The sequence below is a fragment of the Variovorax sp. 10L426 genome, from assembly GCF_056395305.1.
Genome location: NZ_JBFTJF010000014.1, coordinates 137,871 through 153,623, shown reverse-complemented (window position 1 = coordinate 153,623; position 15,753 = coordinate 137,871). Strand labels below are relative to the sequence as shown.

Genomic DNA, 15,753 nt, shown 5'->3' with positions numbered 1-15,753 from the left:
GCACAAATCGCTTGGATCGTCAGCGCGGCGGGTCGCCGTCAAAGGCGCGCTGAAGCAGCGCGCGAATCTCGTCGCGCTGCGCCGGGCCGAAGGGCCTCGGGTTCCAGTAGGGGTTGCTCACCGCAAGATCGGCGGCGCGGTCCAGGTCCTCGGCACGCATGCCGATGTCCTTGAGCGCAATCGGCGCGCCGTTGTCGCGAGCGAGCGATTGCAGGCCCAGTGGTGCGGACGTTGAACCAAGCGCCTGCGCGATGCGTTCCATCGCGCGAGGCGCGGCCTCGGCGTTGAACGCGATCGCATGCGGCAGCACCACGGTGTGCACTTCGGCATGCGGCAGGTTGAAGCTCCCGCCCAGCGTGTGGCAAAGCTTGTGATGCAGTGCCATGCCCACGTTGCCCAGCACGGTGCCACAGAGCCATGCACCGTAGAGCGCATCAGCGCGTGCTTCGATGTCGTCGGCCGCTTGGCGGATCGCGGGCAGGGCACGCGCGATCGCGGCGATGCCTTCCTGCGCCATCAGATCCATCACCGGGTTGCTGTCCTGCGCATAGAGACCCTCGGCCGCATGCGCGATGGCGTTGATGCCGCTGGTCACGCTCAGACCCACGGGCAGGGTTCGCGAGAGTTCCGGGTCGTAGATCACCGTGCGCGGGAGCACGCGCGGATCCTTGCCGGTCTTCTTGAGCCCGGCCTCGGTCAGGCCGTAGATCGGCGTCATCTCGCTGCCGGCATAGGTGGTCGGAATCGCGAGGATCGGCAAGCCCGAATCGAGCGCGATGGCCTTTCCGAGTCCGGTGGTCGAGCCGCCGCCAATGGCCACGGCGCAATCGGCATCGAGCTTGCGCGCGACTTCGCGTGCCTCGCGTGCGGTCTCGATCGGAACGTGCATCACCGCACGGTCGAAGATGCCGGCGGCGTGCGAGCCAAGCATCTCGGCCACGCGCTCCGCCTGCCCGCGCTGCTCGGGCGTCGACAACACGAGCGCGCGGCGCGCGCCCAGCGCGTCGATCTCGCGCGCGAGATGCTGCAGTGAGCCCGCGCCGAACACGACGCGCTGCGGATGGCTGGTGTAGATGAAGTCGCGCATGATGGTCAACGTGCGAAGTGAGGAGGTATCTGGGCGTCGATATTGACCCAAACGCTCTTCACCTGCGTGTATTCGCGCATCGCGTCGAAGCCCATCTCGCGGCCGTAGCCGCTCTGGCCGACACCGCCGAAGGGCGAGCCAGGGTTCACGCGCTTGTAGCTGTTGATCCAGACCATCCCCGCGTGCAGGTCGCGCGCGACGCGATGGGCGCGCTGCAGATTGCTGGTCCACAAGCCGCTGCCGAGGCCGTAGTCGGTGCCGTTCGCAATCTCCATCGCCTCCTCGTCGGACTTGAAGGTGAGCACGGTGACGAAAGGACCGAAGACCTCTTCCTGTGCAACGCGATCGCGGTAGGACTTCGCGCGCACCACCGTCGGCTCGACGAAGCAACCGCGCGCCAGGTCGCCGCCCGGCGACTTGCCGCCGGTGAGCACTTCACCGCCCTCGCCTTTCGCGACCTCGACGTAGCTCAACACGCGTTCCTTGTGCTGCGCACTCGTGAGCGGCCCCATCTCGGTCTCTTCGTCCAGCGGGTTGCCGAGGCGGATCGACTGCGCGAGCGGGATGAACTTGTCGAGGAAGGCGTCGGCGATCTTCTCGTGCAGCATCAGCCGCGAACCGGCGATGCAGGCCTGCCCCTGGTTGTGGAAGATGGCCCATGCACTGCCGTTGACCGCAGCGGGCAGGAAGGCGTCCTCGAACACGATGTTCGGCCCCTTGCCGCCCAGTTCGAGCTGGACCTTCTTCAGATTGCCGGCACTTGCCGCCACGACACGCCGGCCCGTCGCAGTGCTTCCGGTGAAGGCGATCTTCGCGATCTCCGGGTGTTCGGCGATGTACTGGCCGACCAGGTGGCCCAGTCCGGGCACCATGTTGACCACGCCATCGGGCATGCCCGCTTCGGCCATCAGTTCGACGATCTTGAGCGAACTGAGCGGCGTGATCTCCGCCGGCTTCATCACGATGCAGTTGCCGGCCGCGAGCGCGGGCGCCATCTTCCAGCTCGTGAACATCAGCGGGAAGTTCCACGGCACGACCTGGCCGACGATGCCAACCGGCTCGCGCAACGTGTAGTTGAGAAAGCCCGCCTCCACCGGAATGGTCTCGCCCTGGAACTTGTCGGCCATGCCGCCGAAGTAGCGGAAGCACGCTGCCGTGCGCGGCACGTCGAGGCTGCGCGAGTCACGCACCGGGTGGCCGGTGTCCAGCGATTCGAGGCGCGCCAGTTCCTCGGTGTTGGCCTCGATCAGATCGGCGAGCTTGAGCAGGATGCGGCCACGGTCCGCCGCCGCCATGCGGCTCCATGCCGGAAAGGCCCGCTTCGCTGCGGCCACGGCCTTGTCGACGTCGGCCTTGCCGGCCAGCGCCACGTCGGCGATGGTCGAGTTGTCGTAGGGGTTCAGCGTGGCCAGCGTCTCGCCCGATTCGGCGTCGACGAATCGCCCGTCGATAAAGAGCTGGCGCCGGATGGGTGTCTTCAGGCCGGCGGCCCGTTGGATGTCTGCGAGGGTCATATAAGGATCTCTAGGCTGTCACTGCAAATTTCCGGGAACACCGCGGAACCGGCTTTGCCGGGCCGCTGGTGTTGCCCCCTGCAAGGGGGTGGGCGGCTACACGAAGTGAGCCAACCTGGGGGTGTGTCATTTCAACCAGGGGTAGCGGGCGGTGTCCTTGCCGGCGTAGTCGGGGTCGAGATAGATGAAGCAGCGCTGGATCAGCCAGTCCCGGACCTCGAAGACATCGCACCAGCGACCCGCGCCCCATTCGGGCACGCCGGCCCGCCAGGGCCCGTCCGCATGCTCGCCGAAGCTGGTGCCTTCGCAGGCGAACAGGTCGGTACCCGTAAAGATCCAGTTGAATCCCGCGTAGTCGTGGCGGATGGACTTGCCGCGGCTGCCGACCTCGCCGAACAGTTGGCCGATCTGCGCCTTGCCGTTGGCCAGGCCCCATTTCGGGAAGTAGACCTGCGCGTCCTCCGCGAACAGGTCGAGGATCGAGCCCCCGGTGGACGTGACGCCACCGTTGTCATAGGCCTTGAGGTACTCGAGGGCCACCGACTTGCGTTGCTCGTCGGTCATGGATTGACGTGTGAGTGCCATGGTGAGTCTCCTTCTTCGCTGTCCAAGCGGATGATTGATCGGCGCGACCCCGCACCGGCAAGGCGCCGGTCGCGAGCCGCTTTCAGGTCTCCTCGCACGCATGACACCGCCACGTCCCAAGACCAGGAATACCGCGGAACCGGCTCCGCCGGGCCGCCGGTATTGCCCCCGGCAGGGGGTGGGCGGCTACACGCAGTGAGCCAACCTGGGGGCGAGTGTCAGAACTCCACCGGGATCTCCGGGCTCTCGCCCTTCTGGATCTCGTAGACGAGGCTGGGCGAACCGTTCTCCCAGACCAGCAGCATCGAGCGCTTGGGACTGAAGCCCTGGTGGCGGCAATAGGCGGGCATGGCGGCCATGTCGCCGGCCTTCATGATCACGCGCGCCATCGGCTTGCCGGTGTTCTTGTCGCCGCAGTCCCAGTGGATCTCGTCGGTCATCTGGAAGAACCACTCGACGCGGTCGTTGCCGTGGATGATCGGCAGGATGTGCTCCTCCGTGGTCGGGCACATGTAGCTGTGCTTGACGACCGAGGTGAAGCTCGGGTTCCACGTGACCTGCGAGCGGCTCAGGAAGCCGAACAGGTTGAAGGCATGCACGTCGTTCTCGAAGCCCGGCTCGGGATGCAGTTCGGGCTGGCCCTGCGGAACATCCGCGAAGGCACGGTTGACCGGCGTGCCGCGCTCGTCGCTGCGCAGATCGAGGTCGCCCTTGAGGCCGACGCAGCGCTTGGCCAGCTCGCGCGCCCGGGTGATCTTGGCGGTGTTGTTGCCATTCTTGCGGCCGTAGGGTGAGCCGGTTTCCTGCGGCGCCGAGAACGGATCGAAGCTCTCGTTGGTCCAGTCGTCGAGCATGGCTTCGAAGGTGGCGCGAATCTGCGCGGTCGGAAAGTTCTCCAGTAGGTCGATGCCGGCTTCCTTCATCGTGCCGTTGAAGCTGCCTGCGTAGAGGTCGACGGACTGGTAATGATTGACCGTGCCCACCACGTCGTCGAAGTTGACCCATCCGTAGAAGAAGCCCCAGGCCACGTCGCGCATCAGCGCGCGCAGGTAGTTGCCGATGTCCATCGTGTGGCTCATCGGCCGACCGTCACGGGTCTTCCAGGTGATGTGGGCGAAATACTCGTCACGGCGGAAGCCGAAGCTGCCGAGCGAGAAGTCCTTGTAGCCGAGCGTGGCGTCGGGTTGCGACGCGATGACTTTGGCGAGTTCAGCGGGTGCGTTCATGGCTTGGTTCCTCGATGTGTCTGTGGGACTCAGTGGGTCTGGCAGATGTCGGCCCACTTTTCGACGGAAAGCTCGCCCTTGCAGGTCTGAAGGACGATCACGCCGGGGTCGCCGGCGGCGCGGAACTGGTAGGCGGTGTTCTTCGGCAGCAGCCCTTGATGGCCGCGCGAGAGCTTCATCCAGCCCATCTTCTGGCCCTTGGGCTCGCCCTTGACGAGCACAGCGCCGTCCTTGTTCTCGTCCGCAACCGTCTGGCTTGCATCGAGCTTGACCAGGTGCACCTCGACATCACCGTCCATCACCAGCGCGAACTCGTCGTGCGCGCTGGTGTACCAGGGCGAGGTGCCTTCGGCGCGCAGCGTCTCCAGCACGTAGATCTGGTTCTGGCCGAACACGACCTTCTCGTACGGCTTGCTCTTGCTCGCGATGTCGAAGCAGTTCGACATCGCGTAGTGGCGGACGTCATCGGCGATCGGCTCGACGTGGCCCTTCTCGAAATGCTTCAGCGACCCGAAGCGGGTCTGGTAGGCAGCGGTCATAGGTTTGTCTCCTCGGGTGGCAACAGTGCAGCGTTTCGGCTGCGGTGAATGCACTGTAGGAAACAGGGACCGCCTGCGGTAGGCATCAAAACCGGGCCGCATTGTTCGCGGAATCCGGTCAATCGGCAGGGTTTACCCGTGCCGCCCGAGCCGCGCCGCGCACGCCCCGGTCACGCGTCGGCGATCAAGGTCTCCGGCAGAAGCCCCCGATCGATCAGGGCCGCGTCCCACGGCGGCACGCGCGTGAATGCCGCGGTGATGTGCTCGATGAACAACCTGAGCTTGAACGCATTGCGCGAAGTCCCGGCGTAGACCGCGCTCAGCGAGAACGACGACAACTGGTGCTCCGCCAGCACGACCTGCAAGTCGCCGCGCAGGATCTCATCGCCCGCGACCAGCGTCGGCAGGCAGACGATGCCGGCGTGCTCCATGGCGTATTCGCGCAGCAGGTGCACGCTGTTCGTGAGCAATGCGGCGCTCATGTAGAGCGTGATCTGTTCGCCCTGGTGGTGGAACGTCCAGCGGTCGCGCGTCGGGTAGCCTGAATACAGCCCCAGCGTGTGCTTGTGCAAGTCGCGCGGACTCTCCGGCGTACCGTGCGCGCGGAGGTATTCGGGCGTGGCGCAGAAAACGCGCCGTACCGGGAAGAGCGGCCGCGACACCAATTCGGTCGATGCCGCCGGAAAGATCTGCAGTGCGCAATCGACGCCGGCCTTGACCGGATCGACGACCGCGTCGCTCACGATCAGTTCGAGATGGATGTCCGGAAAGCTCACCTGGAACGCACGCAGCAAGGTCGCGAAATGGCCCAGCACGAAGCCGGTCAGCGCATGAATGCGCAGCGTTCCCGTGGGGCCGGCCCGCGCGTCGCGCATCTGGTCCATGATGTCGTTGGCCCGCCCCACGAGCTCGGTGCAGTCGCGCAGGAAGGCCTGTCCCACATCACTGAGCCGAACCACGCGCGTGCTGCGATGAAAGAGCGGCGCGCCGACGTGGTCCTCCAGCTGCTTGACGCGGCTGGTGACCACCGACTTGGCCACGCGCATCTGCCGCGCAGCCTCAGCGAAGCTTTGGGTCTGCGCGACGCGAACGAATGTCTCGATGTTTTCCAGACGGTCCATGGCTTGGCAATGTAGCGGTGACTGGGCCCGATGCGCTGAGATATTGCCCCCACGCTCCGTCACTTCGTGTACTCGCTGCCCCCAAGGGGGCCGCAGGCCGCCTTGGGGCGGCCCGGCGCCGGCCTGATTTGCCCCCACGCTCCGTCACTACGTGTACTCGCTGCCCCCCAAGGGGGCCGCAGGCCGCCTTGGGGCGGCCCGGCGCCGGCCTGAGGGTCGGTGCTAATCTCTGCGCATGTTCAATCCCTCCCAAGAGGAAGTGCGTCGTTTCTTCTGCGACGTCTTCGCCAAGAGCCGCCGCGGCGAGCCGATGGAAGCGCTCGAAATCATCGCCAGCCGCTGGATCGACGAACATCCCGAATACCACGCGGACCTCGCCGATGCCGACGCCGCCGTGGCGCGCGTGTACGACGGCAAGGACGGGCGCGAAAATCCCTTCCTGCACCTCTCCATGCATCTGTCGATCAGCGAGCAGTGCTCGATCGATCAGCCGCGCGGCATACGGCAGGCCGTCGAACTGCTGGCCGTGCGCCGCGATTCGTTGCTCGATGCGCACCATGAGGCCATGGAGTGCCTCGGCCAGATGATGTGGGAAAGCCAGCGCGCCGGTCGGCCGCCCGACGGCGACGCCTACGTGGCCTGCGTTCAGCGGCGCGCCACGCGCGACTGAGTCGCGCCCGCCTCCCGCAGCAAGGCGATCAGCGCCTGTCTCGCAGGCGAGGGTTCGGCATCGCTTCGCAACAGGAGGCCCACCGGCTCTTCGGTGCCGACGGTGTCGATCGCCAGCCGTGTCAGTTGTCCCGACGCAAGATCGTCGGAAGCCGCGCCGATGGGCGTGAACCACACGGCATCCGACCGGACCAGCAACGCCCGCGCCACCGAAAGGTCCAGCGTCTGCGTCACATGCGACGGCAGGCGCAGCCCGAGCCCCGAGAGGAAACTTTCCGTGTGATGACGCGGAATCGTGCCTTCGCCGTAGACGACCAGCGGATAGGCCAGCACATCCTGTACGGATGGGGCCCCGCCGGCCAGCGGATGGCCGGACCGCGCCACGACGGCCAGTGGCTCGGTGTAGAGCAACTCGAAGGTCAGGCCTGTCATCAACTGAGGATCGCTCATGCGCCCCGCGACAAGGTCCAGGTCGCCTGCGCGCAGGGCATCGAGCAACGACGCGTTGGCGCCGGTCTGCACTTGCACTTGCAGCGTGGGCAACCGCTCGCGCAAGGCAGCCAGCGCAGGAGGCAGCAGGAAAGGGCCGACACTGGGCAGCGCACCGATGCGAAGCCGCTGTGGACGCTCCCCCGATGCCGGCATCACGGCCTGGGCGCTCGCATCGAGCGCCTCCAGCACCCGCAGCGCATGTGCCAGCAGGCGCTCGCCGGCGGCGGTGAGTCCCTGGATACCCCGCCGGCCCGCGGTGCCGCGTTCAACCAGGCGGGCACCGGCCAGTTCCTCGAGTTCGGCCAAGGTCTTCGAAACCGCGGGCTGGCTCAGCGCCAGGCGTTCCGCAGCGCGCGCAAGATGGCGCTCCTGGGCAACGGCCACCAGGCAACGGAGATGCCGCAACTGCACCCCACGGACGAAGTCTTCGGAAGAACTCGGCATTGAATAACTGTTGGTTATGAAAAATCGCCAATCCGTCAATTTACATCAGCATTTCGCATGAATAGAGTTCGGGCATCCCCACGAACCTGGAGACAAATCGAATGTCCTCTTCCAAATCCGCCGGCGCCGGCTTGCCGCACCTCGCACCACGCGACTGGCCCAGCCAACCCTCCTACGTCTATCCCGGCTACAAGTCGACGGTGAAGCGCGGCCCCACCCAGCCGCTGATTCCGCTCAAGGCATCGCTGGGTGAACTGCGCCAGCCGGTGTATGGCCACAGCAGCATCGGCGAACTCGACCACGACCTGACGCGCAATGCGCGCAAGAACGGTGAGCCGCTCGGCGAACGGATGATCCTCACCGGCCAGGTGCTCGACGACCGCCGCCGCCCCGTGCGCAACACGCTGGTCGAAATCTGGCAGGCCAACGCCTCCGGCCGCTACGTGCACAAGGTCGACCAGCACGACGCACCGCTCGACCCGAACTTCCTTGGCGCCGGCCGCTGCCTCACCGACAACGAAGGCCGCTACCGCTTCCTGACCATCAAGCCCGGCGCCTACCCGTGGGGCAATCACCCCAACGCATGGCGTCCGCAGCACATCCATGTGTCGCTGTTCGGCGAGCACTTCGGCAGCCGCCTGGTGACGCAGATGTATTTCCCGGGCGATCCCCTCCTGCAATACGACCCGATGATCACCGGCACGCCCGAGAAGGTTCGCAACCGGCTGATCTCGGATTTCAGCCTCGACGTCACGGAAGACGGCTATGCGCTCGGCTACGTGTTCGACATCGTGCTGCGCGGCGCCGACGAGACGCCTTTCGAAACCCGCTGAGGAGACCCGAACCATGATGAGCGCACTCGAAACCAACTTCGGCCAGACCCCTTCGCAGACGGTCGGCCCCTACTTCGCCTACGGGCTGGCTGCCACCCAGTACGGCTATGACTTCGACCAACCCTTCGACGCGGTCGTCGCACTTGACGGCGCGCGCGGCGAGCGCATCCGCCTCGAAGGCCAGGTGATCGACGGCGATGGCAAGCCGATCAACGACGCGCTGGTCGAGATCAGCCAGCCCGACGGCACCGGCGAATACCCGCAGTCGGTCGACCACGCGAGCGAGATCGGCTTCCGCGCCTTTGGCCGCGCCGGCACGGGCACCGACGCGCAGAACCGGTACGTGTTCCACACCGTCAAGCCCGGTCCTGAGACCTCCGGCGAAGCCCCGCACATCAACGTGATCGTGATGATGCGCGGCATGCTGCTGCACGCCTTCACGCGCGTCTACTTCAGCGACGAGTCCGCCGCCAACGCGAAGGACGCGGTGCTCAACAACGTGCCGGCCGAGCGCCGCAACACGCTGATCGCCAAGCGCAGCGAATCGGGCGGCGCGGTGACCTACCGTTTCGACATCCACATGCAAGGTCCCGCGGAAACGGTCTTCTTCGACGTCTGATCGAGCGAAGCAACGCCAGAAACGACAAAGCCCGCTCGAGAGCGGGCTTTGTCGTTGATGAGGCTCTGACTACTCTTCGTGGTGGAAGCGCGACTCAGGCACTGTCTTCAGATCGCCGGGCAGCGAACTGATGTAGGTGGCGAGTTCCTTGAGCTCTTCGTTGGTGTACTTCTTGGCCTGGCCACCCATCACGGCGTGCGAGCGGCCGACGTTCGGGCGGTTCTGCACCTTGTACGACTTGAGCGCTACGTAGAGGTAGTCGGCATGCTGGCCGGCGAGCTTGGCGACCGTGCCGTCGTTGGGGGTGTTGAAGTTGGCGCCGTGGCACTTGGTGCAAGCGTTGTCCTTGTCGCGCGCGATGAGGGCCTGTACGTGCTCGCTGGGTGCCTTGGCGGTGGCGGGCGGGGGTGCGTCGCCTTCCTTGAGGCCGAGTTGGCTGTAGTAGGCAGCGAGATCTGCCATGTCCTGCTCGTTCAGGGTGTCGGCGATGGCACGCATGGTCGGGTGCTTGCGCTCGCCGCCCTTGTATTGCGTGAGCGCAGAGACGATGTAGGTGGCGCTCTGTCCCGCGATCATCGGGACCTTGTGAATCTCGGGAAAGCTCGCCTGGTACCCGATGATGCCGTGGCAGCCCATGCACATCGCGGTCTTCTTGGCGCCGTTTTCGGCATTGCCCGTGATCTTCTGGGCTTGAGCCGAGACCGTCACGCAAGCGACAGCGAAGGCAAACATCGTGGTCAACAACTTGTTCATTTTGCGCGCACAATCTCGTGGAGATACAAGGTTCTAATCAACATTTGATTATATGGGGGCTCTTTGCGAGGCCCCATGAGCGAGGCAGTCGGAATGCGCCGCAGCACAGATCAATGTTGTGTTCTTTCAACCACCCTGCCCAATGCCTTCCATGAAATTCAAGGGTTCAGACAACTACGTCGCCACACAAGATCTGATGCTCGCGGTCAATGCCGCCGTCACGCTCAAACGACCACTGCTCGTCAAGGGCGAGCCGGGCACCGGCAAGACAATGCTCGCGGAAGAAGTGGCGCAGGCACTCAACCTGCCGCTGCTCCAGTGGCACATCAAGTCGACCACCAAGGCCCAGCAGGGCCTGTACGAATACGACGCGGTGAGCCGGCTGCGCGACTCGCAATTGGCGGACGTCGACGGTGGCGAGCGCGTCAAGGACATCCACAACTACATCGTCAAGGGCGTGCTGTGGCAGGCCTTCACGGCCGATGAGCCGGTCGCCTTGCTCATCGACGAAATCGACAAGGCCGACATCGAATTCCCGAACGATCTGCTGCGCGAACTCGATCGCATGGAGTTCTATTGCTACGAAACGCGCGAGCTCGTCCGCGCGAAGCACCGGCCGGTGGTGTTCATCACCTCCAACAATGAAAAGGAATTGCCCGACGCGTTCCTGCGCCGCTGTTTCTTCCACTACATCAAGTTCCCCGATTCCGAAACGATGAAGAGCATCATCGCGGTGCACTTCCCCGGCCTCAAGCAGGAATTGCTCACCGCCGCGATGAAGACCTTCTACGACGTGCGCAACCTGCCCGGCCTGAAGAAGAAGCCCTCGACCTCCGAGCTGCTCGACTGGTTGAAGCTGCTGGTTGCCGAGGACATTCCGCTCGAAGCGCTCCAGAGCAAGGACGACAAGGTCGCGGTACCGCCGCTGGTCGGCGCGCTACTCAAGAATGAACAGGACGTGACCTTGTTCGAAAAGCTCGTCTTCATGCAACGAAACAACCGCTGAGTCGCCCCGAAGGACCTGACGATGGCTTTCGTTGAACCTGTCACGCTCAAGGCGCGCGGCATCGCCTTGGTGCCTTTGTCGCTCGACCACGAAGAAGGCCTGCGCGCCGCGGCCGCCGACGGCGAGTTGTGGAACATCCGCGTGACTTCGGTACCCGAGCCGAAGGACACGCGCGCCTACATCGAGAGTGCGCTGCAGATGCGCGAGGCCGGCAACCGTTTCGCTTTCGCCGTGACTGACGAAGCCAGCGGCACGGTGCTCGGCAGCACGAGCTTCCACGACGTCCTGCCGCCGGTGAAGCGCGTCGAGATCGGCTACACGTGGTATGCCAAGCGCTGCCAGCGCACGCACGTCAACACCACCTGCAAGCTGCTGATGCTCACGCACGCGTTCGACGCGCTGGGTTGCCACGTGGTGGGCTGGCGCACCGACAATTTCAACCACGCGTCACAGCGTGCCATCGAGCGCCTTGGCGCAAAGAAGGACGGCGTGATTCGCGGTCATGCGCTGCGCCGCGACGGCACGATCCGCGACACCGTCATGTACAGCCTTCGCTCGGGAGAATGGCCCGAAGTGCGCGCTCAATTGCTCTACCTGTTGGACAAGCCCCGCTCAGGCCAGCCGGCCCAGGAGTGATTCGCCATGCTGATCGACTTCTTCTACACCCTGCGTTCGGCGAAGCTGCCGGTATCGGTCAAGGAATACCTGACCCTGCTTGAAGCGCTGCAGGCCGATGTCGTTGGCCCCAATTCCGACGGCGCTTTCAGCCTCGACGATTTCTATTACCTCTCGCGCACTTCGCTCGTGAAGGATGAGAAGCACTACGACAAGTTCGACCGTGCCTTCGCCGCCTACTTCAAGGGCGTGGAGATGCTCGCCGACTTCACCAAGGAAGTGCCGCTCGACTGGCTGCGCAAGACGCTGGAGCGCGAGTTCACCGCCGAAGAAAAGGCCAAGATCGAGAAGATGGGCTGGGACGAGCTCATGGAAACGCTCAAGAAGCGCTTCGAGGAGCAGAAGGAGCGCCACGAAGGCGGCAACAAGTGGATCGGCACCGGCGGCACCTCGCCTTTCGGCCATGGCGGCTACAACCCGCAGGGCGTGCGCATCGGCGGCGCCGGCAAGAACAAGAGCGCGGTCAAGGTCTGGGACCAGCGCGCCTACAAGGACTACGACGACAGCCAGGAGCTCGGCACGCGCAACATCAAGGTCGCCTTGCGCCGGCTGCGCAAGTTCGCGCGCGAAGGCCACGAGGACGAACTGGATCTCGACGAGACCATCAGCAAGACCGCCGCCAATGCGGGCTACCTCGACATCAAGATGCGGCCCGAGCGCCACAACAACGTGAAGGTGCTCCTGCTCATGGACGTGGGCGGCACCATGGACGAGCACATCCAGCGCGTCGAGGAGCTGTTCTCGGCCGTCAAGACGGAGTTCAAGCACCTAGAGTTCTATTACTTCCACAACTGCGTCTACGACTTCATGTGGAAGAACAACCGCCGTCGCTACTCCGAGAAGTTCGCGACCTGGGACATCATTCGCAAGTACAACAAGGACTACAAGCTCATCTTCGTGGGCGACGCGACGATGAGCCCTTACGAAATCCTCCAGCCGGGCGGCAGCGTCGAATACAACAACGAAGAGGCGGGCGCGGAGTGGATCCAGCGCCTGACCCACGCATTTCCGAAATTCGCCTGGATCAATCCCGAGCCCCAGGGCGTCTGGCAATACCGGCAGAGCATCGCGGTGATGCAGCAACTGGTGTCCCACCGTATGTATCCGCTCACGCTGCGGGGCCTCGAGGATGCGATGCGCCTGCTCTCCAAGTAACAACCCTGTGACAGGCAAGGGGCCGGCGCCTCCTTCTTATTGGGGTTGCGCGCTTACATTTCGATAAATTGGTAAAAAATCTGTCACGCAATGCCCTCCTTGCACTAAAGTGACGACTCAAGGATTCAATAGCCATAAGTCCCAGAATCCGAGGAGGTGCTGCCATGTCTGCCCTGCCATCGTTCAAGATCGATGCCCCGCTCCATGAGCAGCCGTGGTCATCGGGGTCCCTCGATGCCCTGTTCCAACCCTCGGCGGACTATGTCTGCATCAGGGGCGTGCAACTGCCGCTTGCCAAATTGGTCGACCGGTCGTTCTTCGCGCCCGAGCGATGCGCGCAACTCCGAGAGCAACTGGCAAACGCCAAACCCTTCCCGTACCTCGTCCTTGAAGGCCTCTTTCATCCGGCGCTGCTGGAACTCGTGGCAGCGGAGTTCGACGAGCTTCCCAAGTCCGGCTGGACGGACGTCAAGACCAAGTACGAATCCACGCGGCGTTCGATCCCGGGTGTCTCGCTGCAGGCGGCATCGCAACTCTACTTCGACATCGTCAGCTCAGGCTGGTTTACGGAGTGGCTGACGTCGATCACCGGGGTTCCGTATCTCCTCACGGATCCGAAGCTGCTCGGCGGCGGCCTTCACGAAAGCAGGAATGGCGCGACCTTCGCCGTGCATCGCGATTTCAATCGTCATCGCGAAATCGGCCTGCGTAACGCAATGGTCTTCATCACCTATCTCAACAAGGGATGGGATCCCGAATGGGGCTCGGCGCTGGAGCTCTGGGACAAGAAGGCCGATCGTTGCGTGACTTCGATCCAGCCCGAGTTCGGACGGACGATCCTGTTGCCGCACGGTCCCGTGAGCTACCACGGTCACACCAAGCCGCTTCAGACACCCGACGGACGCCCCCGGCGTTCGGTCGCCGCGTACTTCTATACAAGTCCCGTGGCGGGCAAGCGTCTCGGCGACGAATCCGCATCGAGATTCATGCGTACGGAGCGCATCGACCAAGCCAAGGCCATCGCGCGGATGATCGTCCCGCCGTTTGTCTGGATGCTGGGACGGAAGCTCATCGGCCGCTGACGGGGGGCATGGCCGCCCGGCGGCCGAAGTCCATGCTGTCAGAATGGCCGCATGCGTTGGGCGGTTCCATCTCTCACGCCGGCTTGGATGCCGGCGTTGTTGTTTGCAAGCATCCTTCTTCTCCAGGGATGCAGCCTGCTGCCACAAAAGCAGGACGAAGAGACGGATACATCGGCAACGCCCGTCGCGGGAGCCTCGAGCGAGTCGGGCAGCGGGTCGTTCTCGGTCGATGTGCAGGCGCCGGATTCGGTCCGCGACTTCCTCGTGCGCAATCTGGAGATCCAGCGCTACAAGAAACTCGATGACCTCGGCGCTGTCGAGCTCTCGCGGCTGATGGTGGCCGCAGAGGGCAACGCCCGCGAGCTGCTCAATACGCTCGGCTACTTCACGCCCACCCTCACGCTCGAAATGCGGGAAACGCCCGGCGCCAAGACACCGCGCGAAGTCAAGATCACCGTCGAGCCGGGCGAACTCACCCGGGTGCGCGAAGTCCAGATCGATTTCAGTGGCCCGATTGCCGAAGACCCACAGTCCGACGCGCGCCGCAACGCGATCCGCTCCGGCTGGGCGCTGGTTGAAGGCCAGACCTTCAACCAGCAAGCCTGGGACAACGCCAAGGCCGCCGCGCTTCGCAGCCTGACGGCACGACGCTACCCCACAGGCAGTATCGTTTCGAGCCGCGCCGAAATCGACGCCGATCACGGCGAGGCCAAACTCAGCGCGACCTACGAATCCGGTCCGGCATATCGCTTCGGCCCACTGGTGGTGCAGGGCAATCAGCGCTATGACGCCGAGAGCATCCGCAGGATCGCACGCGTTCCCTTTGGGTCGGACTACGACCAACAGCAATTGCTCGATGCGCAGCAGCGTCTGGCGAGCAGCGGATTTTTCGAATCCGTCTTCCTCACGCTCGATACGCGGGACACCGACCCGTTGCTCGCGCCCGTCATCGCCCAACTGCGCGAGGCGCCGTTCCAGAGGGTGGTGGTCGGCATCGGCTTCACAACCGACAGCGGCCCGCGTCTTTCGCTCGACCACATCCACAACAGCATGCCGCTGCTCGGCTGGCGTGCGGTTTCCAAGCTCTCGCTCGACAAGGACAAGCAGGCGCTCAGCACCGAATGGAGCGCGATCCCGGGCGACAACGGGTGGCGCTCGTTCACTTCGGCCGAGCTGAAAAGCGAAGTCTCGGGCAGCTACACGGTCGACAGCGGCCGGCTGCGCGGCGGGAAAAACCAGAACAGCGACCACATCGACCGCAGCTACTTCCTGCAATACGACTACGCGGTGAACCACGGCTTCCTCCCGCCGCCCGCAGCCTCGGCACTGAGCTTGAACTGGGGTTGGACCGGTCGTTACTTCGACAACGCAGCCGCGCCGACCCGTGGCTACGGGATTTCGCTGGAGCTCGGCGCGGGGTACACGCTGAGCGGGGAACGCGATCCTTTCACGCGCACCTACGCGCGCTGGACCGGCTTCGTGCCCGCCGGCAGCGTGCACAACGGCGACCGCACGCAGACGCGGGAGGCCCGCATCCAGTTGCGCGCTGAAGCCGGGGCCGTGGTCGCAAAGGACAGTGCGCAGATCCCGTCGACGCTCGGATTCCTGACGGGGGGCGACACCACGGTGCGCGGCTACGGATTCCGGTCCATCGGCGCGGTCAAGCCCGACGGCCAGGTCATCGCCGGACGTTATCTGGGTGTCGGCAGCATCGAGTACCTGCGTCCTTTCGTCTACGACGGGAAATTCACGGATTGGGAAAGCGCGGCCTTCGTCGACGTCGGCGCAGTGGCGGACAAGCCCGACCAGATGGAGGCCAAGGTGGGTGTCGGCGTCGGCGCACGATGGCGAAGCCCCATCGGACCGGTTCAGATCGATGTGGCCTACGGCGTGCAAGTGAAGGAGTTCAGGCTCCATCTGCGCCTGGGCTTCACCTTTTGAGATGCTCGAGGC

Annotated in this window: 16 protein-coding genes; 8 read left to right on the top strand and 8 right to left on the bottom strand. The window is 64.5% G+C overall.

Annotated features, from left to right (window positions below):
• Positions 1-19: 19 nt before the first annotated feature.
• From AC1DHL_RS20800 to AC1DHL_RS20775, 6 genes are all read right to left on the bottom strand, one after another.
• A complete protein-coding gene (locus tag AC1DHL_RS20800) occupies positions 20-1,087 on the bottom strand; it encodes a maleylacetate reductase (RefSeq protein ID WP_478163217.1) in 1,068 nt (355 codons plus the stop codon).
• 5 nt (positions 1,088-1,092) lie between these two features.
• Complete coding sequence (locus tag AC1DHL_RS20795) at positions 1,093-2,556, bottom strand: aldehyde dehydrogenase family protein (protein ID WP_478163245.1); 1,464 nt, start codon at positions 2,554-2,556, stop codon at positions 1,093-1,095.
• Positions 2,557-2,727: 171 nt separating this feature from the next.
• Positions 2,728-3,186, bottom strand: a complete 459-nt coding sequence (locus AC1DHL_RS20790; protein WP_478163216.1) for a nuclear transport factor 2 family protein — start codon at positions 3,184-3,186, stop codon at positions 2,728-2,730.
• Between the two features lie 218 nt (positions 3,187-3,404).
• Positions 3,405-4,412, bottom strand: a complete 1,008-nt coding sequence (locus AC1DHL_RS20785) for a hydroxyquinol 1,2-dioxygenase (RefSeq protein WP_478163215.1) — start codon at positions 4,410-4,412, stop codon at positions 3,405-3,407.
• A 29-nt stretch (positions 4,413-4,441) separates the two neighbouring features.
• On the bottom strand, positions 4,442-4,951 hold the full coding sequence (locus AC1DHL_RS20780) for a cupin domain-containing protein (RefSeq protein WP_478163214.1): 510 nt from the start codon (positions 4,949-4,951) through the stop codon (positions 4,442-4,444).
• A 170-nt stretch (positions 4,952-5,121) separates the two neighbouring features.
• Positions 5,122-6,072, bottom strand: a complete 951-nt coding sequence (locus AC1DHL_RS20775; protein ID WP_478163213.1) for a LysR family transcriptional regulator — start codon at positions 6,070-6,072, stop codon at positions 5,122-5,124.
• Positions 6,073-6,307: 235 nt separating this feature from the next.
• On the opposite strand from AC1DHL_RS20775, the gene AC1DHL_RS20770 reads away from it, so the two are divergent.
• Positions 6,308-6,742, top strand: a complete 435-nt coding sequence (locus AC1DHL_RS20770) for a DUF1841 family protein (RefSeq protein WP_478097826.1) — start codon at positions 6,308-6,310, stop codon at positions 6,740-6,742.
• Here the strand turns inward: AC1DHL_RS20770 and AC1DHL_RS20765 are convergent.
• A complete protein-coding gene (locus tag AC1DHL_RS20765; protein ID WP_478163212.1) occupies positions 6,718-7,677 on the bottom strand; it encodes a LysR substrate-binding domain-containing protein in 960 nt (319 codons plus the stop codon). The genes AC1DHL_RS20770 and AC1DHL_RS20765 overlap by 25 nt on opposite strands.
• Before the next feature lie 101 nt (positions 7,678-7,778).
• On the opposite strand from AC1DHL_RS20765, the gene pcaH reads away from it, so the two are divergent.
• Positions 7,779-8,510, top strand: coding sequence for a protocatechuate 3,4-dioxygenase subunit beta (gene pcaH / locus AC1DHL_RS20760; protein WP_478163211.1), 732 nt, complete (start codon positions 7,779-7,781; stop codon positions 8,508-8,510).
• Positions 8,511-8,523: 13 nt separating this feature from the next.
• Entirely contained in the window at positions 8,524-9,129 is a 606-nt protein-coding gene (pcaG, locus tag AC1DHL_RS20755) for a protocatechuate 3,4-dioxygenase subunit alpha (protein WP_478163210.1), read from the top strand.
• Between the two features lie 69 nt (positions 9,130-9,198).
• On the opposite strand, the gene AC1DHL_RS20750 is transcribed toward pcaG, so the two are convergent.
• The gene (locus AC1DHL_RS20750) at positions 9,199-9,882 is read right to left on the bottom strand and encodes a c-type cytochrome (RefSeq protein ID WP_478097819.1); all 684 of its coding nucleotides are present in this window, start codon (positions 9,880-9,882) and stop codon (positions 9,199-9,201) included.
• Between the two features lie 151 nt (positions 9,883-10,033).
• Here AC1DHL_RS20750 and AC1DHL_RS20745 point away from each other — a divergent pair, with 151 nt between their 5' ends.
• The 5 genes from AC1DHL_RS20745 (at position 10,034) to AC1DHL_RS20725 (ending at position 15,741) form a co-directional block, all read left to right on the top strand.
• Positions 10,034-10,888: an AAA family ATPase gene (locus AC1DHL_RS20745; protein ID WP_478163244.1), complete on the top strand. Its 855-nt coding sequence runs from the start codon at positions 10,034-10,036 to the stop codon at positions 10,886-10,888.
• Between the two features lie 21 nt (positions 10,889-10,909).
• Positions 10,910-11,524 (top strand): GNAT family N-acetyltransferase, encoded by a 615-nt coding sequence (locus AC1DHL_RS20740; RefSeq protein ID WP_478163209.1) that lies wholly within the window; start codon positions 10,910-10,912, stop codon positions 11,522-11,524.
• A gap of 6 nt (positions 11,525-11,530) precedes the next feature.
• Positions 11,531-12,718: a vWA domain-containing protein gene (locus tag AC1DHL_RS20735; protein ID WP_478097813.1), complete on the top strand. Its 1,188-nt coding sequence runs from the start codon at positions 11,531-11,533 to the stop codon at positions 12,716-12,718.
• Positions 12,719-12,882: 164 nt separating this feature from the next.
• On the top strand, positions 12,883-13,800 hold the full coding sequence (locus AC1DHL_RS20730) for a 2OG-Fe(II) oxygenase (protein WP_478097812.1): 918 nt from the start codon (positions 12,883-12,885) through the stop codon (positions 13,798-13,800).
• Positions 13,801-13,851: 51 nt separating this feature from the next.
• Complete coding sequence (locus AC1DHL_RS20725; RefSeq protein WP_478163208.1) at positions 13,852-15,741, top strand: autotransporter assembly complex protein TamA; 1,890 nt, start codon at positions 13,852-13,854, stop codon at positions 15,739-15,741.
• Positions 15,742-15,753 lie beyond the last annotated feature (12 nt).